At 62.6% G+C, this 23,744-nt stretch carries 29 protein-coding genes; 22 read left to right on the top strand and 7 right to left on the bottom strand.

The genetic code is table 11. The annotated features are described in order from the left end of the window. Positions 1-13 precede the first annotated feature (13 nt). Complete coding sequence (locus ABIB36_RS14990; protein WP_354562160.1) at positions 14-184, bottom strand: hypothetical protein; 171 nt, start codon at positions 182-184, stop codon at positions 14-16. A gap of 31 nt (positions 185-215) precedes the next feature. On the opposite strand from ABIB36_RS14990, the gene hisD reads away from it, so the two are divergent. From hisD to hisI, 10 genes are all read left to right on the top strand, one after another. Continuing rightward, entirely contained in the window at positions 216-1,556 is a 1,341-nt protein-coding gene (hisD, locus tag ABIB36_RS14995) for a histidinol dehydrogenase (RefSeq protein ID WP_354562162.1), read from the top strand. Further along, a complete protein-coding gene (locus tag ABIB36_RS15000) occupies positions 1,553-2,698 on the top strand; it encodes a histidinol-phosphate transaminase (RefSeq protein ID WP_354562164.1) in 1,146 nt (381 codons plus the stop codon). The genes hisD and ABIB36_RS15000 overlap by 4 nt, the downstream gene beginning before the upstream one ends. After that, positions 2,695-3,315, top strand: a complete 621-nt coding sequence (gene hisB, locus ABIB36_RS15005) for an imidazoleglycerol-phosphate dehydratase HisB (protein WP_084346562.1) — start codon at positions 2,695-2,697, stop codon at positions 3,313-3,315. The genes ABIB36_RS15000 and hisB overlap by 4 nt, the downstream gene beginning before the upstream one ends. Before the next feature lie 46 nt (positions 3,316-3,361). Continuing rightward, positions 3,362-4,486, top strand: coding sequence for an MFS transporter (locus tag ABIB36_RS15010; protein WP_354562290.1), 1,125 nt, complete (start codon positions 3,362-3,364; stop codon positions 4,484-4,486). Continuing rightward, entirely contained in the window at positions 4,483-5,112 is a 630-nt protein-coding gene (hisH, locus tag ABIB36_RS15015; protein ID WP_084346561.1) for an imidazole glycerol phosphate synthase subunit HisH, read from the top strand. The genes ABIB36_RS15010 and hisH overlap by 4 nt, the downstream gene beginning before the upstream one ends. Next, the gene (locus ABIB36_RS15020; RefSeq protein ID WP_354562168.1) at positions 5,109-5,330 is read left to right on the top strand and encodes a hypothetical protein; all 222 of its coding nucleotides are present in this window, start codon (positions 5,109-5,111) and stop codon (positions 5,328-5,330) included. Before hisH ends, ABIB36_RS15020 begins: the two co-directional genes overlap by 4 nt. A gap of 75 nt (positions 5,331-5,405) precedes the next feature. Continuing rightward, the gene (gene priA / locus ABIB36_RS15025) at positions 5,406-6,140 is read left to right on the top strand and encodes a bifunctional 1-(5-phosphoribosyl)-5-((5-phosphoribosylamino)methylideneamino)imidazole-4-carboxamide isomerase/phosphoribosylanthranilate isomerase PriA (protein WP_084346559.1); all 735 of its coding nucleotides are present in this window, start codon (positions 5,406-5,408) and stop codon (positions 6,138-6,140) included. 4 nt (positions 6,141-6,144) lie between these two features. Continuing rightward, complete coding sequence (locus ABIB36_RS15030) at positions 6,145-6,975, top strand: inositol monophosphatase family protein (protein WP_084346558.1); 831 nt, start codon at positions 6,145-6,147, stop codon at positions 6,973-6,975. Then, positions 6,972-7,745, top strand: a complete 774-nt coding sequence (hisF, locus tag ABIB36_RS15035) for an imidazole glycerol phosphate synthase subunit HisF (RefSeq protein ID WP_084346557.1) — start codon at positions 6,972-6,974, stop codon at positions 7,743-7,745. Before ABIB36_RS15030 ends, hisF begins: the two co-directional genes overlap by 4 nt. Positions 7,746-7,762: 17 nt before the next feature. Beyond that, on the top strand, positions 7,763-8,101 hold the full coding sequence (hisI, locus tag ABIB36_RS15040) for a phosphoribosyl-AMP cyclohydrolase (protein WP_084346556.1): 339 nt from the start codon (positions 7,763-7,765) through the stop codon (positions 8,099-8,101). A gap of 35 nt (positions 8,102-8,136) precedes the next feature. Here the strand turns inward: hisI and ABIB36_RS15045 are convergent, their stop codons facing one another. Both ABIB36_RS15045 and ABIB36_RS15050 read right to left on the bottom strand, forming a co-directional pair. Continuing rightward, positions 8,137-8,634 (bottom strand): MarR family winged helix-turn-helix transcriptional regulator, encoded by a 498-nt coding sequence (locus ABIB36_RS15045; RefSeq protein WP_084346746.1) that lies wholly within the window; start codon positions 8,632-8,634, stop codon positions 8,137-8,139. Between the two features lie 112 nt (positions 8,635-8,746). Further along, complete coding sequence (locus ABIB36_RS15050; RefSeq protein ID WP_084346555.1) at positions 8,747-9,211, bottom strand: peroxiredoxin; 465 nt, start codon at positions 9,209-9,211, stop codon at positions 8,747-8,749. Positions 9,212-9,266: 55 nt separating this feature from the next. On the opposite strand from ABIB36_RS15050, the gene ABIB36_RS15055 reads away from it, so the two are divergent. The 10 genes from ABIB36_RS15055 (at position 9,267) to ABIB36_RS15100 (ending at position 19,885) form a co-directional block, all read left to right on the top strand. Next, the gene (locus tag ABIB36_RS15055; RefSeq protein ID WP_354562174.1) at positions 9,267-10,838 is read left to right on the top strand and encodes an anthranilate synthase component I; all 1,572 of its coding nucleotides are present in this window, start codon (positions 9,267-9,269) and stop codon (positions 10,836-10,838) included. A gap of 44 nt (positions 10,839-10,882) precedes the next feature. Then, positions 10,883-11,566 (top strand): TIGR02234 family membrane protein, encoded by a 684-nt coding sequence (locus ABIB36_RS15060; protein ID WP_502944944.1) that lies wholly within the window; start codon positions 10,883-10,885, stop codon positions 11,564-11,566. A gap of 82 nt (positions 11,567-11,648) precedes the next feature. Then, positions 11,649-12,458, top strand: a complete 810-nt coding sequence (gene trpC, locus ABIB36_RS15065) for an indole-3-glycerol phosphate synthase TrpC (protein WP_354562177.1) — start codon at positions 11,649-11,651, stop codon at positions 12,456-12,458. A gap of 99 nt (positions 12,459-12,557) precedes the next feature. Continuing rightward, on the top strand, positions 12,558-13,871 hold the full coding sequence (gene trpB / locus ABIB36_RS15070; RefSeq protein WP_084346553.1) for a tryptophan synthase subunit beta: 1,314 nt from the start codon (positions 12,558-12,560) through the stop codon (positions 13,869-13,871). Next, complete coding sequence (trpA, locus tag ABIB36_RS15075; RefSeq protein ID WP_084346552.1) at positions 13,868-14,671, top strand: tryptophan synthase subunit alpha; 804 nt, start codon at positions 13,868-13,870, stop codon at positions 14,669-14,671. The genes trpB and trpA overlap by 4 nt, the downstream gene beginning before the upstream one ends. Further along, on the top strand, positions 14,668-15,690 hold the full coding sequence (gene lgt, locus ABIB36_RS15080) for a prolipoprotein diacylglyceryl transferase (RefSeq protein ID WP_354562180.1): 1,023 nt from the start codon (positions 14,668-14,670) through the stop codon (positions 15,688-15,690). The genes trpA and lgt overlap by 4 nt, the downstream gene beginning before the upstream one ends. A gap of 106 nt (positions 15,691-15,796) precedes the next feature. Next, entirely contained in the window at positions 15,797-16,687 is an 891-nt protein-coding gene (locus tag ABIB36_RS15085; protein WP_084346550.1) for a TM2 domain-containing protein, read from the top strand. Positions 16,688-16,827: 140 nt separating this feature from the next. Beyond that, positions 16,828-17,430, top strand: a complete 603-nt coding sequence (locus ABIB36_RS15090; RefSeq protein WP_179142263.1) for a sensor domain-containing protein — start codon at positions 16,828-16,830, stop codon at positions 17,428-17,430. Positions 17,431-17,539: 109 nt separating this feature from the next. Then, positions 17,540-18,958: a pyruvate kinase gene (pyk, locus tag ABIB36_RS15095; RefSeq protein ID WP_084346743.1), complete on the top strand. Its 1,419-nt coding sequence runs from the start codon at positions 17,540-17,542 to the stop codon at positions 18,956-18,958. Further along, the gene (locus ABIB36_RS15100; RefSeq protein WP_084346548.1) at positions 18,959-19,885 is read left to right on the top strand and encodes an acyl-CoA thioesterase; all 927 of its coding nucleotides are present in this window, start codon (positions 18,959-18,961) and stop codon (positions 19,883-19,885) included. 79 nt (positions 19,886-19,964) lie between these two features. Here the strand turns inward: ABIB36_RS15100 and ABIB36_RS15105 are convergent, their stop codons facing one another. Next, positions 19,965-20,381: a nuclear transport factor 2 family protein gene (locus ABIB36_RS15105; RefSeq protein ID WP_354562185.1), complete on the bottom strand. Its 417-nt coding sequence runs from the start codon at positions 20,379-20,381 to the stop codon at positions 19,965-19,967. A gap of 97 nt (positions 20,382-20,478) precedes the next feature. Next, the gene (locus ABIB36_RS15110; protein ID WP_354562187.1) at positions 20,479-20,976 is read right to left on the bottom strand and encodes a DNA-deoxyinosine glycosylase; all 498 of its coding nucleotides are present in this window, start codon (positions 20,974-20,976) and stop codon (positions 20,479-20,481) included. A gap of 57 nt (positions 20,977-21,033) precedes the next feature. Between ABIB36_RS15110 and ABIB36_RS15115 the strand changes: the two genes are divergently transcribed. Next, positions 21,034-21,228 carry a hypothetical protein gene (locus ABIB36_RS15115; RefSeq protein WP_354562190.1) on the top strand — a complete coding sequence of 65 codons (195 nt, stop codon included), beginning with the start codon at positions 21,034-21,036 and terminating at the stop codon, positions 21,226-21,228. On the opposite strand, the gene ABIB36_RS15120 is transcribed toward ABIB36_RS15115, so the two are convergent. Both ABIB36_RS15120 and ABIB36_RS15125 read right to left on the bottom strand, forming a co-directional pair. Then, positions 21,225-21,716, bottom strand: coding sequence for an anthrone oxygenase family protein (locus ABIB36_RS15120; RefSeq protein ID WP_354562192.1), 492 nt, complete (start codon positions 21,714-21,716; stop codon positions 21,225-21,227). The two genes, ABIB36_RS15115 and ABIB36_RS15120, sit on opposite strands and share 4 nt — an antisense overlap. Beyond that, a complete protein-coding gene (locus ABIB36_RS15125) occupies positions 21,713-22,600 on the bottom strand; it encodes an NAD(P)H-binding protein (protein ID WP_354562195.1) in 888 nt (295 codons plus the stop codon). The genes ABIB36_RS15120 and ABIB36_RS15125 overlap by 4 nt, the downstream gene beginning before the upstream one ends. Positions 22,601-22,720: 120 nt before the next feature. Here ABIB36_RS15125 and ABIB36_RS15130 point away from each other — a divergent pair, with 120 nt between their 5' ends. Continuing rightward, a complete protein-coding gene (locus ABIB36_RS15130) occupies positions 22,721-23,692 on the top strand; it encodes an AraC family transcriptional regulator (protein ID WP_354562197.1) in 972 nt (323 codons plus the stop codon). Positions 23,693-23,744 lie beyond the last annotated feature (52 nt).

The raw sequence follows: 23,744 nt of genomic DNA on the forward strand, positions 1-23,744 counted from the left end.
GGCGCCACTTCTGTCACTCGGCGCAGCCGTACGCCTCGAGCTGGCCCACGGAAATCGACTCGCGGTGCAGCTTCTCCACGCTCTGAGGTCGGACCTTGGTGAGCGTTCCCGACACGAAGCGGTAGTCGAGCGCAGGACGTGAAGCAGTAGCCGAATCCGGGGGAACTATCCTGGAGGTTCGCAACCGAAATCTTTCGACCCTCGAAGGGAACACTATGTCTGCCCGCATCGAGCTCGCTCGCGTGGATCTACGCGGTCGAACTCCATCCACTGCCGAACTACGCGGCGCTCTCCCACGAGGTGGAGTGGATGTCGATGCTGTTCTGCATCAGGTGCGCCCTGTCGTCGAGGCAGTTCGCGATCGTGGCGCCGACGCCGCACTCGACTACTCCGAGCAGTTCGACAGCGTCCGCCCGGACCGGATTCGCGTCCCTGCTCAGGCACTCGTCGACGCTCTTACCGAGTTGGACCCCGCAGTGCGCGAGGCACTCGAAGTCGCCATCGCACGGACACGATTGGTTCATGCCGAACAACGGCGCACCGACACCACCACCACTGTGGTCCCCGGTGGAACGGTCACCGAGAGGTGGATCCCGGTCGACCGCGTCGGACTCTATGTTCCCGGCGGCAACGCCGTCTATCCCTCCTCGGTCGTCATGAACGTCGTTCCCGCTCAGACCGCGGGCGTCGGTTCCTTGGTCGTGGCATCCCCACCGCAGGCCGCGTTCGGCGGATTGCCGCACCCGACCATTCTGGCCGCCGCGCACTTGCTCGGCGTCGAGGAAGTGTGGGCTGTCGGTGGCGGGCAAGGTATTGCGTTGCTCACCTATGGCGGCACGGACACCGACGGAACGGAACTGGCGCCGGTGGACTTGATCACCGGACCCGGCAATATCTACGTCACTGCAGCCAAGCGGCTGTGTCGGGGACTGGTCGGAATCGATGCCGAGGCAGGCCCCACCGAAATCGCAATTCTGGCCGACGATTCCGCTGACCCGAAACACGTCGCCGCCGACATGATCAGCCAAGCCGAGCACGACGTCATGGCGGCGAGTGTGCTCGTCACCACGAGTCCGGGGCTCGCCGACGCCGTCGACGCCGCCCTCGAGGCACAGCTCGCGTTCACCAAGCACGCCGAGCGCGTAGCGACAGCATTGTCCGGCCAGCAGTCCGGAACGATCCTCGTCGACGACATCGAGCAAGGCCTTGCCGTCGTGAATGCGTATGCGGCCGAGCACCTGGAGATTCAGACGAACGATGCCGCTGCTGTCGCTGCGAAGGTGCGCAGTGCGGGCGCGGTATTCGTCGGCGCCTGGTCTCCGGTCAGTCTCGGTGACTATTGCGCTGGCTCGAATCACGTTCTCCCGACGGCGGGTTGTGCCCGTCACTCGTCCGGACTCAGTGTTCAGACGTTCCTGCGTGGAGTCCACGTCGTCGACTACTCGGAAGCGGCATTGAAGGATGTCGCAGGTCACGTGATTGCGCTTGCCAATGCCGAGGATCTGCCAGCACACGGTGAGGCAGTCCGGCTTCGTTTCGAAGGGCTATCGTCGTGAGCGGTGTCGTTGGGCAGTCGATCACCGTCGACGATCTGCCGATACGGGACAGTCTGCGCGGGCAGTCGGCGTACGGCGCGCCGCAGCTGAACGTACCGGTGCAGCTCAATACCAACGAGAATCCGTACCCACCTACCCAGGCCCTGGTGGACGACGTCGCCGAGTCGGTCCGTGCTGCAGCAGCTCAGCTGCACCGGTACCCGGATCGCGATGCCGTCGCTCTGCGTACGGCACTTGCCGAGTACCTGACCTCGCAAACCGGAATTGCGATGGACACTGCCAATGTCTGGGCCGCGAACGGGTCCAACGAGATTCTTCAACAGCTTCTGCAGGCATTCGGCGGGCCGGGGCGAACATCGCTGGGCTTCGTGCCGTCGTATTCGATGCACCCGATCCTCGCGTCGGGAACTCAGACCGACTGGGTCGAGGCGAATCGGCGAGACGACTTCTCGCTCGATATCGACTACGCAGTCAGTGTGATCGGCGATCGCAACCCCGACGTCGTCTTCGTGACGAGCCCCAACAATCCGACCGGGCACAGCGTCGGTGAAGCGGATCTACGGCGGATACTCGACGCTGCGGATGGCATCGTCATCGTCGACGAGGCGTACGCGGAGTTCTCGGCACTGCCGAGCGCACTGGGTCTGATCGGGGACTACCCGAGCAAGCTCGTGGTCAGTCGGACCATGAGCAAGGCCTTCGCTTTCGCCGGTGGCAGACTCGGCTATCTTGCTGCAGCGCCGGCCGTGGTGGAGGCAATGTTGTTGGTGCGCTTGCCATATCACCTTTCTGTCATCACCCAGGCCGCGGCGTTGGCTGCTCTTCGGCATGCAACGGAAACTCTCGGAAGTGTTGCGCGTCTGTCGGCCGAACGCGATCGGGTCATGGCTGCGCTGACCGATATGGGATACGACGTCATTCCCAGTGATGCCAATTTCGTCCTCTTCGGCCGGTTTGCCGACTCATCGGCGACGTGGCAGCGCTATCTCGACGACGGGGTGCTGATCAGGGACGTCGGCATCGCCGGCTATCTGCGCACCACGATCGGCCTCGACGCCGAAAACGATCGATTCCTCGAGGTGAGTGCGAGACTCGCTCGCACCGAACTGCATACCGAACAAGAAGTGGAGTCCATCAGATGACCACGGCGCCCAGGATCGCGCGTATCGAACGCGCGACGAAAGAGTCCGATATTTCGGTCGAACTGAATCTCGACGGCACCGGTGTCGTCGACATCTCCACTGGGGTGCCGTTCTTCGACCACATGCTCACTGCCCTCGGCACACACGCCCGGTTCGACCTCACGGTGCACGCCAAAGGTGACATCGAGATCGAAGCCCATCACACCGTCGAGGACACCGCGATCGTGCTCGGCCAGGCGCTCGGTCAGGCGTTGGGTGACAAAGCGGGGATCACCAGATTCGGTGATGCGTTCATTCCGATGGATGAGACGCTCGCACATGCGTCGGTGGATGTTTCCGGCCGGCCGTATTGCGTGCACACCGGTGAGCCCGACTACATGGTCCATTCGATCATCGGCGGCTATCCCGGAGTTCCGTACGCGACGGTGATCAATCGTCACGTCTTCGAGTCGTTGGCGATGAATGCACGCATCGCGCTGCACGTGCGTGTGTTGTACGGGCGGGATCAGCATCACATCACCGAGGCCGAGTTCAAGGCGGTGGCCCGCGCGTTGCGTGAAGCAGTCGAGTACGACCCGAGGATGACTGGAATTCCGTCCACCAAGGGCACTTTGTGATTTCGGTTTGAGTTCGTTGTTCGCCATCCGCGGGCTTCCCGCAGCGATGGTCATGGGCGCAGCGGCATTCGGCGGATTCGGTCTTCTTCTGCCCGTGGTTCCACTGGCGATTTCCGAGAACGGCGGGTCGGACGCGTTGGCCGGCGCAAGCACCGCGATCTTCATGGCCACCACCGTGGCTACGCAATTGTTGGTTCCTCGCCTTCTGCGTCGCTTCGGCCACCGACTCGTACTCGCTGCCGGTTGCGCATTGTTGGGTTTGCCGGCGATCGTGTTCGCCGTATCCGTAGCCGCGGGACCCGCGTTGGCTATTTCTGCCGTGCGCGGCGTCGGCTTCGGGATGCTCACGGTTGCGGGTGCAGCCTTGGTCGCCGAATTGGCTCCGGCGGCGCAGTTGGGCCGAGCAACGGGAGCTCAGGGAATCGCTATCGCGTTCTCTCAAATGGTCACCCTCCCCGTGGGTCTTGCTGTCTTCTCCGTTGCCCCGACCCTCGTGTACGTCCTCGGGGCACTGGTCCCAATGATGGGGTTGATCGGGATCGCATTTCTGCCTCGAATTCGTCCGGTACCTCAGTCGAGGGGGTCCCATGTCGGAATTCGAACCAGCAGAGCGCAGTTTGTCATCCCGTGCCTCGCCATCGCAGCGGCGTCGGCGTCGTTCGGGGGACTGACGACTCTGTTGCCGATCGCAGAATCCGAGCGCGCTTCGTTGATCGGTATCGCGCTCTCGGTTGTCAGCGGGGCGATGCTCGTCGGCCGTTACGGGGCAGGTTGGATCGCCGATCGGATCGGAATCGGCCGGTCGCTTGCACCCGCATTGGTGGGAGTTGCGGTGGGCGTGGCGGTCTTCGCCTTCGCGGTGTCGGGCAGTACTCCAGGTGCGGTGTTTCTCATCGCCGCCGTCGTATTCGGTGTCGGATACGGAGCCACCCAGAACGACAGTTTGGTGATGGTGTTCAACGCCGCCGGACCGGAGCGGTACAGCCAAGCCAGCGCCGCCTGGAACATCGGTTTCGACGCAGGCACCGGGGCAGGGGCAATGGCGCTGGGGCTCATCGTCGGAACGGCCGGGTACACCGCCGGTTTCGGGATGGCCGCAACCGTGGCCGCGATCATGGCGGTAGCGGTGGCGATATCGGCTCGAAGAGCGACCGATAGACTCGCGGCATGAAATCTGTGGTGTTGCTCGACTACGGCTCGGGCAATCTGCACTCCGCGAAGCGGGCGCTGGATCGAGTCGGCGCGGACGTCACCGTCACTGCCGACCCAAAAGCGGCGCTCGCATGCGATGGCCTCGTCGTTCCCGGGGTGGGCGCGTTCGCTGCGTGCATGGAAGGTCTGCTGGCGGTCAAGGGTGATCGGATCATCGGTCAACGGTTGGCTGGTGGACGCCCGGTGCTCGGCATCTGCGTCGGAATGCAGATCATGTTCGAACGGGGTGTCGAATTCGGAATCGAGGCGGCTGGCTGCGGTGAGTGGCCTGGCACCGTCGACCGGCTTGCGGCGCCTGTTTTGCCTCACATGGGATGGAACACCGTCCGCGCTCCTGAGAAGAGTGTCTTGTTCGACGGTATCGATGCGGAGACGCGCTTCTACTTCGTTCACTCGTACGCAGCGCAGCGTTGGGAACTCGAGCCGTCGGAGGTCTTGGCAGCGCCGATGTTGACCTGGGCCGACCATGGTGGCGATTTTCTCGCCGCCGTCGAGAACGGGCCGTTGTCGGCCACCCAGTTCCATCCGGAGAAGTCCGGGGACGCAGGGGCTGCCCTGTTGAAGAACTGGGTCGATTCGCTATGAGAAAGCGCGATCGCGAGTTCTCGTTCGGACGTCTCGCGATCGCGTCTCTCGGCAGCGCCACACTGATGTTGGTGATCACTACAGTGGTCATTGCGCTGCTTCGCCCAGGCCCGGGGTGGGGTCTGCTCATCGTGGCGATCGGTATCACGGCAGCCATCACTGCTATGGGTGTCGTCTCGACACGGATGACGCGGCGCGGGCTCGGCCCCGAGGAATGAGGGTTCCCGGCTCGATGCGGGACTGGCCCGCCCCGACGTTCGGGTGAGGCAGATGGACCAGTAGTATAAGCGCACGTGAGCCTGGTCCTATTGCCTGCTGTAGATGTCGCAGGCGGCGAAGCTGTCCGTCTCGTTCAGGGAGAGGCGGGGAGCGAAACCAAGTACGGATCCCCGCGGGATGCCGCACTTGCGTGGCAGAGGGACGGTGCAGAGTGGGTGCATCTGGTCGATCTCGACGCAGCCTTCGGTCGTGGTTCCAACCGCGAGTTGCTCGCGGACGTCGTCGGTGAGCTGGATGTCAAGGTGGAATTGTCCGGAGGTATCCGCGACGACGAGTCACTGCGAGCTGCGCTCGCCACTGGTTGCGCACGGGTGAACCTCGGCACTGCAGCCCTCGAGGATCCTGAGTGGTGTTCGCGTGCCATCGGTGAATTCGGCGATCGTGTGGCAGTCGGTCTCGATGTGCTCATCGTCGACGGTGCGAACCGGTTGCGCGGCCGTGGTTGGGTCAGTGACGGCGGTGACCTGTGGGAGGTTCTCGAGCGGCTCGAGCGCGACGGATGTTCGCGGTACGTCGTTACCGACGTGACCAAAGACGGAACGTTGACCGGACCGAACCTCGAACTCTTGAGCCAGGTGTGCGCCAAGACGGACGCACCCGTCATCGCCTCTGGCGGCGTCTCGACTATCGATGATCTTCGCGCTATCGCAGGCTTGGTCGGCGTCGGTGTCGAGGGCTCGATCGTCGGAAAAGCTTTGTACGCAGGACGTTTCACATTGCCGGATGCCCTCGCGGCAGTATCCGGATAGCAGGATGAGCCTCCCTCTGGACCCACAGCGACTGCTGAGTATCGCAAGCGGATTGCTCGACGGCACACACGATCGGTTCGTCGCCGGTGTCGGTGCCCCCAGCGCCGTCCAGAAGGGGCCCGATGATTTTGCCACGGCCGTCGATCTCGAGCTGGAACGACGGTTGAGTGCGGAGCTGTTCGAGCAGACCGGGATTCCGGTGCACGGCGAAGAGTTCGGTGGTCCCGATCTGAACGAAGGCCCGGTCTGGGTCCTCGATCCGATCGACGGCACGTTCAACTACTCGGCCGGACTGCCCTCTGCCGGAACACTGTTGGCACTTCTCGACGACGGTGTGCCGGTGCTCGGCTTGACGTGGCTGCCGCTGATTCAGCAACGTTTCACCGCTACCGTAGATGGGCCGATTCATCTCAACGGCATTGCTTTACCCCGTCTCGAGGAGCGATCGCTCAGGGACTCGATGATCGGCTTCGGCGCGTTCAACATTGCGAGCCGGGGACGGACGCCTGGGCTGTACCGGGTTCGGATTCTCGAAGAGCTCTCCCGGGTGTCCTCTCGCATCCGAATGCACGGGTCCACCGGAATCGACTTGGCGTACACCGCCAGTGGAGTTCTCGGCGGATGCGTCGTGTTCGGACATCAAGCGTGGGACAACGCCGCAGGCGCGCTGCTCGTCGAGGCAGCCGGGGGTGTGGTCACCGACCTGGCCGGCGAACCGTGGACCATCGAGTCGAAGTCGGTCGTGGCGGCGTCGCCGGGTGTACACGAAGAACTGTTGAACGTGATCAGTGCATTGGGAGATCCAGCCGACTTTCTCGAAGGGCGAGTTCGATGACCGTAGCCGTGCGTGTGATTCCGTGTCTGGACGTCGACGCCGGACGCGTCGTCAAAGGTGTGAATTTCGAGAATCTTCGCGATGCCGGTGATCCGGTGGCGCTCGCCGCCGCCTACGACGCCCAGGGAGCCGACGAACTCACATTCCTGGATGTGACGGCATCCACGTCGGATCGAGGCACGATGCTCGATGTCGTCAGTCGAACAGCCGAGCAGGTGTTCATCCCGCTCACCGTCGGTGGCGGGGTGCGGACCGTGGACGACGTGGATCGTTTGCTGCGTGCAGGAGCGGACAAGGTCAGTGTCAACACTGCAGCTATTGCTCGGCCGGAATTGCTACGCGAGTTGAGCGAGCGATTCGGATCGCAGTGCATCGTGCTCTCGGTGGACGCACGAACCGTTCCCGACGGGCAACCGGATACGCCCTCGGGGTGGGAGGTGACCACGCATGGTGGAAAGCGTGGGACCGGGATCGATGCGATCGAATGGGCAACGCGCGGTGCGGAACTCGGAGTCGGTGAGATCCTGCTCAATTCGATGGACGCCGACGGCACGAAGGCAGGCTTCGACCTGCCGATGATCGCAGCTGTTCGCGCTGCCGTGCACGTCCCGGTCATTGCTAGCGGGGGAGCAGGCTCGGTGGAGCACTTTTCACCGGCGGTCACTGCAGGTGCAGACGCAGTTCTCGCGGCCAGCGTATTTCACTTCGGTGATCTGACGATCGGTCAGGTCAAAGCCGCAATGCGCGGCGACGGCATCGTTGTTCGCTGAAAGGTATAACGGAGAAGATGACTCTCGACCCGGCAATCGCAGCCCGTCTCAAGCGAAACGAGGCGGGCCTGTTCAGCGCGGTCGCCCAGGAACGCAGCACGGGCAGCGTGCTCATGGTGGCGTGGATGGATGACGAGGCGCTCGCACGCACCCTCGAGACCCGCAAGGGTACGTACTACTCCCGCTCACGTGAGCAGTACTGGGTCAAGGGAGAGACGTCGGGACATACGCAGTACGTGCATGAGGTGCGCCTCGATTGCGACGGCGATACGGTCCTGCTGGTGGTCGATCAGGAAGGTGCCGCCTGCCATACCGGCGACCACACGTGCTTCGATTCGGACGTATTACTGAGCTGACTGCTGCTGGGCTGACGTCTTGCCGGTCTGGCGACTCAGGCTTTGCCTGTTCCTTCGGCAATTCCTTTGTCGAGTTGCCGAAGCATGACTTCGCTGAGTGCGGCTAGTCGAGCGACTTCGGAGTCCCCGAGTCCTTCGAACAGCAATGCTTGAACTGTGGCGACGTGACCGGGCGCGGATTCGACGACCTTGTCCATCCCGCTGTCGGTGAGCACTGCGTACGAACCTCTGCTGCCGGGGATGCTCTCGCGGCGCACCCAGCCCACCTTCTCGAGTTTGGTGACCACGTGCGAGAGGCGGGACAGGGAAGCGTTGGCGAACTTGGCCAGATCGCGTAGCTGGATACGCCGATCCGGATGTTCGGAGAGTACGGACAGTACGAAGTAGTCGAAGTGGGTAAGCCCCGAATCTCGTTGCAGCTGAGTATCGAGGGCGGCAGGGAGCCGCGTCAGGAGCGCTACCAGCGATCGCCACGCAGTTTGCTGATCGTCGGTGAGCCAACGAGGTTCGGCGCCTTCTGCCGTCACGTTCATCGACCTGTCCATCGCGGTGAGCCCTTCCTTCGAACACGATCACTCGTCGAGACAAGTCTGTCACTCTTCGTGAAAATGAACGTCTCCGCCACGGCTCTTCGGTATCCGGGGTCTACTTCTTCGCTCGAGCTCGTAGGAATTCGAGGGCATGGTCGGCGTGCGCTTCGAACCGAAATTCGCTCGAAAAGGACTCGAGCAGGGTGCGATCTGTGTCGATGACGAAAGTGGACCGCTTCACCGGAGACAGCTTGCCTAGAAGTCCGCGTTTCACGCCGAATTGCGTAGCGACGGAACCATTCTCGTCGGACAGAAGTGGGTAGTCGAAGGATTTCACATCGGCGAACTCGGCCTGCTTGGCGACGGTGTCGTTGCTGATTCCTGCTCGTGACGCACCGACCTCGGCGAATTCGGCTGCGAGATCGCGGAAATGGCATGCCTCTGCGGTGCATCCGGGAGTCAGTGCGCCTGGGTAGAAGAACAGCACCAGCGGACCGTCCTTCAACAGGCCATCGAGCGAACGTGGCGTGCCGCTCTGGTCCGGAAGTGTGAAGTCGAGGACTTTGTCGCCTGGTTTCATGCACGGAGGCTACCGTGCGGCGAGAGTCGAGTGCAGCACCTGAGAGAATGGGGGTATGCATGGCGAGACCACGACAGTGCCCGGTGCTCACGACGGCGTCGACAGGGGGGCGACGACCAGTCGGGCGGAATTCCGAGCGCTTGCCGCCGAACATCGCGTCGTTCCGGTAGTACGGAAGGTTCTCGCCGATTCCGAAACACCTCTGTCGGCGTACCGAAAGCTCGGCGGCGATCGTCCGGGCACCTTCCTGTTGGAGTCGGCGGAGAACGGCCGATCATGGTCGCGCTGGTCGTTCATCGGTGCAGGCACCCCTGCAGCGTTGACCGTCGAAGACGGGGAAGCAGTGTGGCGTGGGAACGTCCCCGCCGGTGTCCCGTCGGGTGGTGACCCTCTGGAGGTCCTGGGCGAGACTCTCGAACTGCTCCGTTCCGAACGCTTGCCGGACCTGCCGCCGCTTACCGGTGGAATGGTGGGGTACCTCGGGTACGACGCGGTCCGCCGGATCGAACGACTCCCCGATCATGCCCAGGACGACCTGCATGTACCCGAGATGGTCATGCTGCTGGCGACTGATCTCGCCGCGGTCGATCACCACGAGGGTGCAATCACACTGATCGCCAACGCGGTCAACTGGGATGGCACCGTCGACCGCGTGGACGAGGCGTACGACGACGCGATCACCCGGCTGGATCGGATGTGTGCGGATCTGGCAGCGCCCGCCTCGTCCACGGTGTCGACGATGGCACGCCCGAAACCCGAGTATCGGCGGCAGCGCACGTCCGAGGGCTTCGGCAAAGATGTGCATCGGCTCGTCGAGGAGATCGAGGCCGGCGAAGCCTTTCAGGTGGTGTTGTCACAGCGCTTCGAAATGGACACCGACGCGGCTCCCATCGACGTCTATCGGATGTTGCGTGCCTCGAACCCGAGTCCTTACATGTATTTGATGCACGTACCCGGTGCCGACGGTGAGACGGCGTTCTCGATCGTGGGTTCGAGCCCCGAGGCACTGGTGACCGTCGTCGACGGTCTGGCGACGACGCATCCGATCGCGGGAACCAGGTGGCGCGGTGACTCCGAGGAGGAGGATGTTCTTCTCGAGAAGGATCTGCTGGCAGACGAGAAGGAGAACGCCGAGCACCTGATGCTCGTCGATCTGGGACGCAACGACCTCGGCCGAGTCTGCACGCCGGGCACCGTTCGGGTCAGCGAGTATCGGCATATCGAGCGCTACAGCCACGTCATGCACCTCGTGTCGACCGTTGCCGGCCGCCTCGCGGAAGGCAAGCAGGCACTGGACGCGGTCAAGGCGTGCTTCCCGGCGGGCACGCTGTCGGGTGCCCCCAAAGTACGGGCCATGGAATTGATCGACGAGTTGGAGCCGACCAGACGCGGCGTGTACGGGGGCATCGTGGGGTATCTCGACTTCTCCGGTGATGCCGACACTGCGATCGCTATTCGCACCGCGCTCATCAAGGATGGGACGGCCTACGTGCAGGCGGGAGCCGGTGTCGTGGCAGATTCGGTGGCCGAGTACGAGGACACCGAGGCCAAGAACAAGGCGATGGCGGTACTCGGTGCCGTTGCGGCCGCGCAGTCGCTGCGCCCGGTCGGAGGTACAGACCTGTGAGTGAGGATGCGACACCCGGCAAGGCCAGATCGGACTCGTCGAGCGTGAATCCCATCGATTCGGACGCGACATCGCCGAAGGGCAGTCGGTCCCGCTCTGGAGCAGCGGCCGTTGTTCTCCTACTCATCGGTGCAGCCTGCCTCTGGGGAAGTTCGAGGATGACGTGGGTACATGTCACTTCGTTCGACGGTCTGGGGGAGGAACGATCGACGGATCTGCTCGGTAGTGCGTGGGCTGCGGCATCCACGCCGCTTGCACTTGCACTTCTGGCGGCCGTCGCAGCGTCCTTCGCAGTCAAGGGAATTGCGTCGAGAGTCCTCGCAATTCTCGTTCTGCTCGTTGCCGTCGGCGCAGGCCTACCTGCACTCGAATCTCTGCTGGGCGAAGTCTCCGATTCCAAGGCGGCCAGTATCGCCGAACTCCCGGCACGTGCGGAGGTGACCTCGACGGTTGCGTTCGCCTTGCCCGCTGTCCTTGCGTTGATAGGCGCAGTGAGTGCCCTGTTCGCCGCCGTTGCACTGTTTCGGAAACCGACCACGCGGAAGGTATTGTCCTCGAAGTACGACGCCCCAGCCAGTCGCCGCGAGGAAGTTGCGCGTCGGGCCAAGTCTGCCGCAGACGGCACTGGGGCAAACGGGGAGGGAGAAGACTTGACCGAACGAATGCTGTGGGATGCCCTCGACGCGGGCGAGGATCCTACCGACGAGTCCGGCCCCCGGAATTCGTGACACAGAAACCGCCCTCTACGCTAGTGAAGACCTCGATGAGTTTCCTCACATCAGGTCACCGATGGAAAGGACTCGGGTCACCATGACTGTTCTCGATTCGATTCTGGACGGTGTTCGCGCCGATGTCGCAGCACGCGAATCGGTCGTCGATTTCGCTGCCGTGAAGGCTGCCGCTTTGAAGGCTCCTGCACCGCTCGATGCGACCGCGGCACTGCACGAGGACGGAATCGGCGTTATCGCCGAGGTCAAGCGCGCAAGTCCGTCGAAGGGTGCATTGGCCGATATAGGCGACCCGGCTGTACTGGCTCAGGCATACGAGCTGGGCGGGGCAAGAATCATCAGCGTTCTCACCGAGGAACGCAGGTTCAACGGTTCGCTGGCCGACCTCGACGCCGTGCGCAAAGCAGTGAGCATTCCGGTGCTGCGCAAGGACTTCATCGTGGGGCCCTATCAAATTCACGAAGCGCGTGCCCACGGAGCAGATGTCATTCTGCTGATCGTCGCAGCGCTGGAACAGCAGGCTCTGGCATCTCTGCTCGATCGGACCGAGTCGCTCGGTATGACAGCTCTCGTCGAGGTACACACCGAAGCCGAAGCCGATCGGGCTCTCGAAGCGGGCGCCACCGTCATCGGGATCAACGCCCGCAACCTCAAGACCTTGGAGATCGACCGAGACAGTTTCGGCCGAATCGCTCCCGGACTGCCCAGCGAAATCATTCGGGTCGCCGAGTCCGGCGTCCGCGGAACGGCAGATCTTCTCGCCTACGCAGGTGCAGGTGCCGACGCTGTGCTCGTGGGCGAGGGACTCGTGACCAGTGGTGATCCGCGTACTGCCGTATCCGATCTGGTGACCGCAGGAACGCATCCGTCCTGCCCTAAGCCTGCTCGCTGATTCACGACCTACCGGCGCTTGTTTGCGCCGGTAGGTCGTGTAAGGCGGGTACTAAACCCCGAATTTCGGTCGTAGCGGTCGCTGGGGCAGACTGGAGAGGTGACCAGCCACCTTCAGAGCCCCCGTTTCAAGGGCGGCGATCTACCCGAGAGCAGCCTCGGGTTGACCGACCGCAGCAAACACGATCCCGATATCGGCGGGCACTTCGGTGTGTACGGCGGGCGGTACGTTCCAGAGGCGCTGATGGGCGTCATCGAAGAAGTCACCGTCGAATACGACAAGGTACGCAGTGACGAGGAATTCCTGGCAGAGCTGGATCGACTCCAGCGCGACTACACCGGGCGACCCTCCCCGGTGTTCGAGGCCACTCGGTTGTCCGAGCATGCCGGCGGCGCAAGGATTCTGCTCAAGCGAGAAGACCTGAACCACACTGGTTCTCACAAGATCAACAATGTCCTCGGGCAGGTGCTGCTCGCCAAGCGAATGGGCAAGACGCGGGTCATCGCGGAAACCGGAGCAGGGCAACACGGTGTCGCGACGGCCACGGCGTGTGCACTGCTGGGGCTGGAATGCGTCGTGTACATGGGTGAGGTCGACACCGAACGTCAGGCTCTCAACGTTGCACGAATGCGGTTGCTCGGATCTTCGGTCGTGGCTGTCACCTCGGGGTCGCGGACGCTGAAGGATGCAATCAACGAGGCCTTGCGCGACTGGGTCGCGCATGCGGACGATACGTATTACTGCTTCGGAACCGTGGCCGGCCCGCACCCGTTTCCATCCATGGTCCGCGACTTTCAGCGGATCATCGGACTCGAAGCGCGCCAGCAGGTTCAAGCGTCGACCGGACGCCTTCCCGACGCCATTGCCGCCTGCGTCGGCGGCGGATCGAACGCTATCGGGATTTTTCACGCGTTCATCGACGACCCGTCCGTCCGCCTCGTCGGATTCGAAGCTGCAGGAGATGGCGTCGACACCGGTAGGCACGCGGCCACCATCAGTGGCGGCTCCCCGGGCACTTTGCACGGGACGTACTCATACCTTTTGCAGGACGAAGACGGCCAGACCACCGAATCACACTCGATTTCAGCGGGATTGGACTACCCGGGCGTCGGTCCGGAGCATTCCTATCTGCACGACATCGGGCGCGCGGAGTATCGGGGTATCACCGATACCGAGGCCATGGAGGCTTTTCGACTGCTGTGCAGGACAGAGGGCATCATTCCGGCGATCGAATCTGCGCATGCGATCGCGGGCGCGCTGAAGCTGGGACGAGAACTCGGCAAGGACAAGATCGTGCTGGTCAACCTCTCCGGGCGCGGCGACAAAGACGTCGATACTGCGGCCGAATGGTTCGGTCTGGTGGACGCAGACGGTGAAGCGCACGTAGACGGCGAAAAGGGTGACCCCGCATGACCGAACGACCTTCCAGGCTCGGCGCCACGTTCAAAGCGTGCAAAGACGAGAATCGGGCCGCACTGATCGGCTACCTCCCGGCGGGATTCCCGACGGTCGAGAAGTCGATCGAGGTCTTCGAGACCATGGTGTCTTCAGGCTGTGACATCGTTGAGGTCGGTATTCCGTACTCCGACCCCGTCATGGACGGGCCTACCATCCAAGCTGCGGCAGATACCGCACTTCGTGCTGGTGCTCGAGTGCGTGACGTGTTCACGGTCGTCGAGAGAGTCTCCGCGAGCGGCGGCAAGGCAATCGTGATGACCTACTGGAATCTCGTGATGCGATACGGCATCGACGCTTTCGCCCGGGATCTCGCTAGTGCAGGTGGCCTCGGCATCATCACTCCCGATCTGATCCCTGACGAAGCCGACGAGTGGATCGCTGCCTCGGATGCACACGATCTCGATCGCATCTTTCTCGTTGCACCGTCTTCGACCGAAGAGCGATTGGCCAGCACAGTGAAGGCCAGCCGTGGATTCGTCTACGCCGCGTCGACCATGGGCGTCACCGGGGCTCGTGATGTCGTCAGCTCGTCCGCCCCTGAACTGACTGCCCGGATCCGCAAGCATTCCGACATACCGGTGGGTGTCGGTCTCGGTGTGCGATCGGGTGCGCAGGCCGCCGAGATCGCAAAGTACGCCGATGCAGTCATAGTCGGTTCGGCTCTGGTGTCCGCAGTCGACAAGGGTCTGGATGCCGTCGCGGCTCTGACCAGCGAACTCGCCGAGGGTGTCCGTTCGGCTAACGTAGCCCTGTGACTTCCGTCTTAGGACCCTCGACTGCAGTTCTGGCGTACATTCCCAGTCCGCCGCAAGGTGTTTGGTACATCGGACCGATAGCGCTCCGTGCATACGCTCTCTTCATCATCGTCGGGATCGTGGTCGCCGTCGTCTGGGGTGATCGCCGGTGGGTGGCCAGAGGTGGAACCAAGGGCACAGTGCTCGACGTCGCCGTCTGGGCAGTGCCTTTCGGCCTGCTCGGTGGCCGCATCTACCACGTCATCACCGATTGGAGCACCTACTTCGGGCCGGGTGGTGACCCGGTTCGCGCGCTCAAGGTGTGGGAAGGCGGGCTCGGAATCTGGGGTGCAGTTCTCCTCGGAGGAGTCGGCGCCTGGATCGCTTGTCGTCGTCGCGGAATCCCGTTGCCCGCGTTCGGCGATGCGGTCGGACCGCCGATCCTGCTCGCCCAGGCGATCGGCCGTATCGGTAACTACTTCAACCAGGAACTGTACGGACGAGAGACCACGCGAGCCTGGGGCCTGGAGATCTTCGAACGCGTCAACTCCGCCGGCCGCCTCGATCCTCTGACGGGTGTATCGAACGGCGTGCTCGAAAAAATCGTTCATCCGACGTTCCTGTACGAGCTTCTGTGGAGCCTCGCCATCGTTGTGCTGTTGGTGGTCGTCGACCGTCGATACGCCATCGGCCACGGGCGCTTGTTCGCTCTCTACGTCGCCGGATACTGCGCCGGTAGATTCTGGGTCGAACTACTTCGCGACGACTACGCCACGCATATCGCAGGAATTCGCGTCAACACCTTCACCTCGGCCATCGTGTTCGTTCTGGCGGTTCTCTACTTCGTACTGGCAAAGAAGGGCCGCGAAGATCCGGCAAGCCTCGAGTCCAAGGACCACACGAGCGCCTCCGCCGATACGGAAAAGACCGGGTCGGAAGAGTCCGAGTCGACAACCGAGAAGACGACTGATGCGGCGGTCGAGCTCGAGAAGGACTCTGCCCCGACGTCAGGTCGTGAGAAGGATTCCCCCGGTAAGTGAGGCAGGCGACCCGCAGCTTTCGGCGGGCGCCGAAAGCTGAAGGATCTGACGGTATGGATGTGGCAGGCTGTGCTGGCTGCCATCGATTTCGAGCAAGGAGTAGCCGGTGAGCGAGCCCGACAACAAGCCCGAGAGTGGGTCCTCCGATGAGGGATCCAACAGCGAGACGGAACGAATCGAGACGCCACCCGATTTCGGCACGCCGTTCGACTACGACGCAACTGCCGAGGCGTCGTTGTCCGAGCAGCCTGCAACTTCGGAGACCGGACCGGTGACCGGTGCAATCGGATCGGGATCGGGTTCGGGCCCTGGATGGGCCGTGCATTCTGGTATCGGCAATGGTCCGGGGTGGGGCGAGTCGCCGAGCTATCCACCTCTCGCCGCCTCCGACCCCGCCTCCGACAATGGGCCAGGTTCCGGAGTCAGTTTCGACAAGCCGAATACGGCACCGTCGCAAGGCGATACTTCGCCCGAACAGAACTTCGGCGCATCTCCTTACGGCCAGTCGGGCCCGGTGTACGGGGCGCCGGATCCTGGCTACCCGCAGCCGAACCCCAACGAGCAGTATTACGACCAGTACCAGGGCGGCGGTTACGGTCCACCGCCATCGGGACCGCCACCGGGAGGATTTCCACCGCCACCCGGATATCAGCCGCAGCCGGGATACCCACCACTGCCCGGTTACCAGCCGCAACCTGCCTACGGGGGTTATCCAGGAGCACCGTACGGAGTCGATCCCATGGCGCCGTACGGTAGGCATCCTGTCACCGGTGAGCCGTTCTCGGACAGGTCCAAACTGACAGCGGGTTTACTCGGAATCCTTCTGGGTGCTTTCGGCGCGGGACGCTTCTACCTCAATCAGCCGGGCATGGCGGTCGCTCAGATCGCAGTCACGTGGTTGACCTGCGGAATCGGCGGGATCTGGCCGCTGATCGACGGGATCATGATGCTGACCGGCAGCGTGCGAGACCAGCACGGGCGGCCTCTTCGGGACTGACGCTTCGCGCGATGACCCGCATATCGCTACGGCAGGGAACGGGCGGTCGACGATTCCGGTGTTCGTATGCGGACCGAAGTACGGCAACAAGTGGTGGGGCGCGGCCCCACCGCTCTCTCGAGATTCTCCGTGAGTTCGCCATGTTGGTTGTTGCTCTGCCGCTCACTCTCGTCGGTCTCGCGCTGGCGACGGTTTGTTTCGCGCTTGGTGTTGTCGCGGTTGCGACACTCGTGTTGGCGCCACTTGCATTGGTGTTCGCGAGCATCGTGCAGGCGAGTGCGACCGCGCGGCGTGCTGTCCTTGCCGCCGTAGTGGGGGTGCCGCTTTCCCCGCCGAACCGGCCCGCGGTGTCGTCGCGGCGGAACCCGTACGTCCTGGTTGTTGCCAAGCTTCGCTCCGGTCGGATGTGGCGGGACTTGGGTTCACACCTGACCTCGCTGCTCGCGGTCGTTCTGTCGATCGGGGTGGCGACAGGGACTATCGCCCTGATAGTGCGTGCCGTGGTGTGGCCGGCTTACGCCGTGGGAAACCCGTCGTTCTACGAATTGGCATGGGGCGGGCCAATACTCGCTGGAGCTATGGCGGTGCATTGCGTGCCGGGTGTGGTTCTGTTGGTCGCCGGGCCGTGGTTGTTGCGGTGGCTCACCCGACTGTGTCTTCTTGCCGCTGGTGTCGAACGGGACACCGGACATCCTGGCTCGATCGGCGGGACCCTGAGTAGGGCAAGCAGCACCGGCCTCTGAACCGATGCAGTTGCTTTCACCAGCGCCTGCGTCTTATTACTCATCGGTAGATTTTTGTTGGCCGCCTCTGCCGACGAGTCGAAGCGACACACCGACTAGGCTCGTGTTCGTGAGCCGACGTACGAAGATCGTTTGCACCCTTGGACCTGCGACCGCTACCAGTGAGCGAATCCGTGAACTCGTAGAGAGTGGAATGGATGTCGCCAGACTGAATTTCAGCCACGGTGATCACCCCGATCATCAGGCGAACTACGAGAGGGTTCGAGAGGCATCGAATCTCACCGGCAAGGCCGTGGGAATTCTCGCCGACCTCCAGGGCCCGAAGATTCGCCTCGGTCGATTCGCCGAGGGTAAAACCACCTGGGCCGCCGGTGAATTGGTGCGCATCACCGTCGACGAGGTCGAAGGCACCCATGATCGGGTGTCGACGACCTACAAGGAGTTGGCACAGGACGCCAAGGAAGGTGACCGCCTGCTTGTCGACGACGGCAAGGTCGGGCTCGTCGTCACCGGCGTCGAAGGGAACGACGTTCTGTGCCGGGTCACCGAGGGCGGACCGGTCAGCAACAACAAGGGCGTGTCCCTGCCGGGTATGGACGTATCGGTTCCGGCGCTGTCGGAAAAGGACATCGCGGACCTCGAATTCGCCCTGGACCTCGGCGTCGACTTCATTGCTCTGTCCTTCGTCCGTTCGCCTGCCGACGTCGAACTCGTCCACTCCATCATGGACCGAGTCGGCCGCCGAGTGCCGGTCATCGCCAAGATCGAAAAGCCCGAAGCAGTCGACAATCTCGAAGCCATCGTTCTTGCATTCGACGCTGTGATGGTCGCCCGCGGCGACCTCGGCGTCGAGTTGCCGCTCGAACAGGTACCCCTGGTGCAGAAGCGTGCCATTCAAATCGCTCGCGCCAACGCGAAGCCCGTCATCGTCGCGACTCAGATGCTCGAGTCGATGATCGAGAATTCGCGGCCTACGAGAGCTGAAGCGTCGGACGTGGCGAACGCGGTTCTCGACGGCACCGATGCAGTCATGCTCTCCGGTGAGACCTCCGTCGGCAAATACGTCATGGAGACCGTCCGTACGATGGCTCGGATCGTCGAAACAGTCGAGACCGAGGGTGACGGCGTTCCGCCCTTGACACACACCCCGCGTACGAAGCGCGGCGTCATCTCCTACGCCGCCCGGGACATCGGTGAGCGACTCGACGCCAAGGCGCTTGTGGCATTCACTCAGTCCGGAGACACCGTACGACGCTTGTCTCGTCTGCATACCTCGCTCCCGCTACTCGCGTTCACCTCGATTCCGGAGGTGCGTAGTCAGCTTGCGTTGAGTTGGGGGACCGAGACATTCCTGGTTCCGGAAGTCGAAACCACCGATGCAATGGTGCTCGAAGTGGACAAGGCCTTGCTCGAACTCGGCCGGTACAACAAGGGCGATCAGGTCGTGATCGTCGCCGGTGCGCCCCCCGGCACAGTAGGCTCGACCAACTTGATCCATGTGCACCGAATTGGGGAAGAGGACCGGTAAGTGGCAGATGTGGGGGGACCCGGTGCCGCGGCATTACCCGGGACCGATGTGAAGACGGATCTGCAGACGCTTCTCGAGTTGCTCGACCTCGAGGAGATCGGTGAAGGTGTGTACCGGGGGGTGCACCCGCGCCAGGTGGGCAGCCGCACCTTCGGCGGTCAACTCGTCGCTCAAGCTCTTATCGCTGCCGGTAAGACGGTCGCGGGCACCAGCCGCGATGTGCACGCTGTCAACGCACACTTCATCCGTGGCGGAGACGTCAAGAAACCCATCGACTATCACGTGTCCATCCAGCGCGACGGACGCGCATTCGCCAACCGCCAGGTCACCGCGATTCAGGACGGCAACGAGCTGTTCGTGATGTTGGCCGCGTTCCAGGACTTCGGTAAGGGGCTCGAGCACAGCGTCGAACTACCCGATGTGCCATACCCGGATGCGTTGCCTCCGCTCGGCGATCACTTCATCGGATACGAAGATCGCCTGCAGATGTTCGTCAACGCACTCAAGCCGATCGACATGCGTTACGCCAACGACCCGACCTGGATCATGCAGGGAACCGGTGAGAGGCTCACGCACAATCGGGTGTGGATGAAAGCCGACGGCGAACTTCCCGACGCGTCGATCTACCATGCGGCCACGATGGCGTATGCGTCGGACACGACAGTGCTCGACTCCATCATCACCACTCACGGGCTTTCATGGGGGTTCGATCGGATCGTTGCGGCGACCGTCAATCACTCGATCTGGTTCCACCGGCCGTTCCGATTCGACGAATGGGCGCTCTACGCCACCGAATCACCGGTAGCTGCCGGCTCGCGGGGCTTGGCCACCGGTCGGTTCTTCTCGATGGACGGGCTGTTGTTGGCCACCGTCGTCCAAGAGGGTCTCATCCGACACTTTCCCAAGAAAGAACGACTGGCCACGTAGTTGTCAGGCAGTGCCTCGAGAGGACCGACGGTCGCTGACGATGGAGCGCGTCAGGGACGGTCGCTGACGATGGAGCGCGTCAGGCGCCGTCCTCCACCGGGAGGACAAGGTCGCCGAGGGTGCCCAAGGGCTGACATGAACGGTGGGTGATCCGCCAACCCGCATCCGTGCGCAACCACCTGTCGTCGTATATCCCTACGAAGTCCCAGTGCTGCACCGGGCGCCCAGGCGCGGAAAAGTGTATGGCCCGGATGTAGCTCGTCGACGTGGCCCGGTCTCCATCGACACGGACGCGGTAGTTGCCGGTCAAGTGCTGGGTGGGCCCGCAGCGGCCGAGATAGCGGATGGTGTTGGCGGTGATCGCAGGCAGACCCTGCTGACCGTAACCCTCGGCGTCCTCGGTGAAGATCTCGCCGAGGCGGTGCCACTCCTTGTGGTCGAGGATCCAGGCGATTTCGGTGAGCTGCTCGACGATCTCCTGGCGGTTCTCATTCATTGCATGCTCCATGGGTGGCTGGGATCATTGTTCTCTCACCGAAGATATAACCGCAGAGACGACCTGAAATACCAACGACGGCCCAGCGCAACCGAGTTCAGCGGTCGACGACCGCCCACGCAGCGAGCTTGGTCTCGAAACTCATGGACGCGTGCGCCGGACTCGTCGACGGGAGCAGAGTCGTCGTGACTTCGGTGGTCCGCACCGTCGTCGGCGCGTACCGGCGATAGCTGGCTTCGGCCTTGGCGCCGTTGAAGAAGATCCGCTCGATCGACGGGTGAGAGTCGAGGAGCGCGGCGATTTCGTTGATCTCGATGGAGGATTCGACGATCGCGGAGTCGAGGCTTCCTGTCCGCGTGCACAGCTTCATCACATCCCAGACGGCGATGCCGTGGCGTCGTAGCGCGGCAACGCGATCTTCGTAGTCCAGGTTCGGTCCGGCCTCGAACAGTTCTCCCATGATCCGCCAGAACGTATTTCGTGGATGTGCGTAGTAGGCCTGGGCTGTCAGCGACGCGATTCCCGGCATCGATCCGAGTATCAGCGTGTGCGCATTGTCCGAGACTATCGGCGCAAAGCTGTGGATGGTGGTCATGATCGAAACAATCTCACGTTGCGAAAGCGCTGCATGGGTAGCAGTGGCTGACGGACAATGACCATCATGTTGGACCCACGAGTACTCGACAACCATGAGCTCGATGCAGAACTGGCTGCACTCCGGCGGGGGCGTGACGCCTCGATGGACGAAGGAGCCGGAGACGACACGTTGGCCGAGGCGGATCGGCTGATCGAGAGGTTCGAAGCGGAGATAAAGGCACGACACCAGGATTCCAGCCTGCAGGACTAGAGGGAGGACTGACATCTGACGGCGATCGTCAATGCGACGCAGGCGGCTCCGGCTGCGCCTGTGCGTGCGTGGTTCCACGCAATCCAGCTGTCCAGGTAGGCCGACCAGACCTGAGCGCCTGCCGGGGAGTCTGCACTTGCTGTCGCCAACGTGTCATTGAGCGGGACGTTGACGACCATCGTGACCACGGCGCAGCCGAAAACATACAGAATTGCGCCGACCACTACGAGGCTCTGCGATCCGGTGCCGAACCAGATGGATCCGGCGGCCGCGACGATCGCGGCAACGGCACTGCCGATAAACAAGGTCAGGAAGCTCGGTGACACGATCGAGACGTTGATCTGCTGCATCGTCGCGATTGCCGCCGACGGTGGTTGATTCTTCAGCGCAGGCATGACGCAGATCGAGAAGGCGAGCAAGACTCCAGCAATGAGGCCGCAGCCGATAGCAGCAACCATGGTTGCGACGGCGGTCGTTCGTTCGATCACGAGCGGCTCCCCGCTACGGACAACGACGCAGCGAACGCTTCGATGCTCGTGGGCGTGGTGTTCGCGGATGTGCGAGGTACCGGCTCGGTCAGTTCACCGCAGTTGAACGCCCGGGTCATGTCCACGTAGTGGTGGGAGTACTCGAGCGAAAATCCGATAGTTGTCAGAACCGATGCCATGTCGGCGTACGACAGTTGGACATACCGCGGATCGGTGATGCCGAGGTGCCTACCCAGAATGGTGGTGGCTTCGATGTAGCTCACGTCACGTTCACCCAGGAGCTCGCGGACGGCATAACCGTCCCAATCGGGGTCGACGAGCGCATCTGCTGCGGCGGCCGCGATATCACTGGCCGAGATCATCGGGATAGGTAGATCCGACACGATCGAATCGACGTGGCTGCCTTGCTGGACAAGCTGGTCGACGGCTGCCAGCAGATTCTCGAAGAAGGACACCGGACGCAGGGCCGTCACGCGAACGCCGGTGAGGGCACGCAGTCGAGCCTCCTGGCGATGCAGCGCGCCGATCACTCCCGGTGCGTCGGGTCGGTCGGCGCCCAGGCTGCTCAACGTGACGACCGTGGATATTTTGCTCACGGATATGGCCGATGCAATCGACACCCCGAATCGGTCCTGTTCGGCCGAATAGTTTTCGGTGAACGGATTGCTGGGGACCATCGCGAACAGCGCGGAGCACTCGCGTAGCAGCTCAGCGAGCTGAGCGGTGTCCGCGAGATCGAATTCCCGCACGTCCGCGCCGCGCTTCGCGAGATCATCCAGCGTCCTCGCGCTTCTTCCCAGGACTCGAACAGGCAGGCCGCCATCGAGTAGGACGTGTGCGATCTTGTTGCCGACGTGTCCGCGTGCACCCATCACCGTGATCATGAGGTTTCCTTCCGTTGCTATTGGTGGATGGAACCCAGTTTGATCTGCCGGTCCAAGACTTTCTATGACTCAAGATCGCTGTTTCATGCTCAATCGTCCAGATTGGGTTACGGTCGGTGTATGCGAGGAGAAGATCCATGGAGATCGTCGGACCCGTTGGGTGAGGCGCTGCATTTTCTCCGGATGACGGGCACGTTCTATTGCCGATCCGAGCTGTCCGAGCCTTGGGGCCTCGAGATGCCGGTGATGGAGGACTGCCTGTGGTTCCATGTCGTCACCAGCGGTAGATGCCTGCTCAGCGTCGAAGGTACTCAGCCACGTTATTTGGTTCCCGGTGAGTTCGCTCTGATACCACACGGTCTCGGGCACATGCTGTCCAGCGATGTCGATGCGGCGGAGGATGCGCCCATGGTCCACGACCTACCGCACGACTACCTCAGCGATCGGTACGCGGTCATTCAACACGGGAGTGGGGGCGCGGCAACAACATTGGTCTGTGGTGCAGTACGTCTCGACCACCCGTCGGCGGTTCGATTGATCCGATCGCTTCCACCGCTGGTCGTCGTCGAATCTGAGCCGTCACCACACCTGTCCTGGATGCACAGCACGCTCGGCTTGGTCGCTGATGAGGCGCGGCAACGTCGGCCCGGGGGAGAGGAAGTCATTACTCGGTTGTCGGACATCCTTGTCATACAGGCACTTCGGTCATGGATCGAACATGATTCAGCGTCGAAGGTCGGTTGGCTCGGTGCACTGCAGGATGTAAGCATCGGGCCCGCATTGGCATTGATTCATCGAGAACCCGACCATCGATGGACGGTTGCGTCTTTGGCTACAAGGGTGTCGATGTCGAGGTCGGCGTTCTCAGCGAGATTTACGTCGATGGTCGGCGAATCGCCGATGCATTATCTTGCGGAGTGGCGAATGCGGAGCGCTCATGATGCTCTTCGGTCCCATGATGTATCCGTGGCGGAACTGGCCAAACGTAGCGGCTACCAATCCGAAGCAGCATTTTCGAGAGCATTCAAACGGATGCTCGGAGTCTCGCCGGGAAGCGTTCGACGCCGTATCGACGTCTCGCTGGTGCCGTGACCGATTCGACGGATGAAAGTCACGAAATGCCTGTCCTGAGTCTGATCCCGCG

The organism is Rhodococcus sp. UYP9 (genome assembly GCF_040547235.1).
Lineage (GTDB): Bacteria > Actinomycetota > Actinomycetes > Mycobacteriales > Mycobacteriaceae > Rhodococcoides.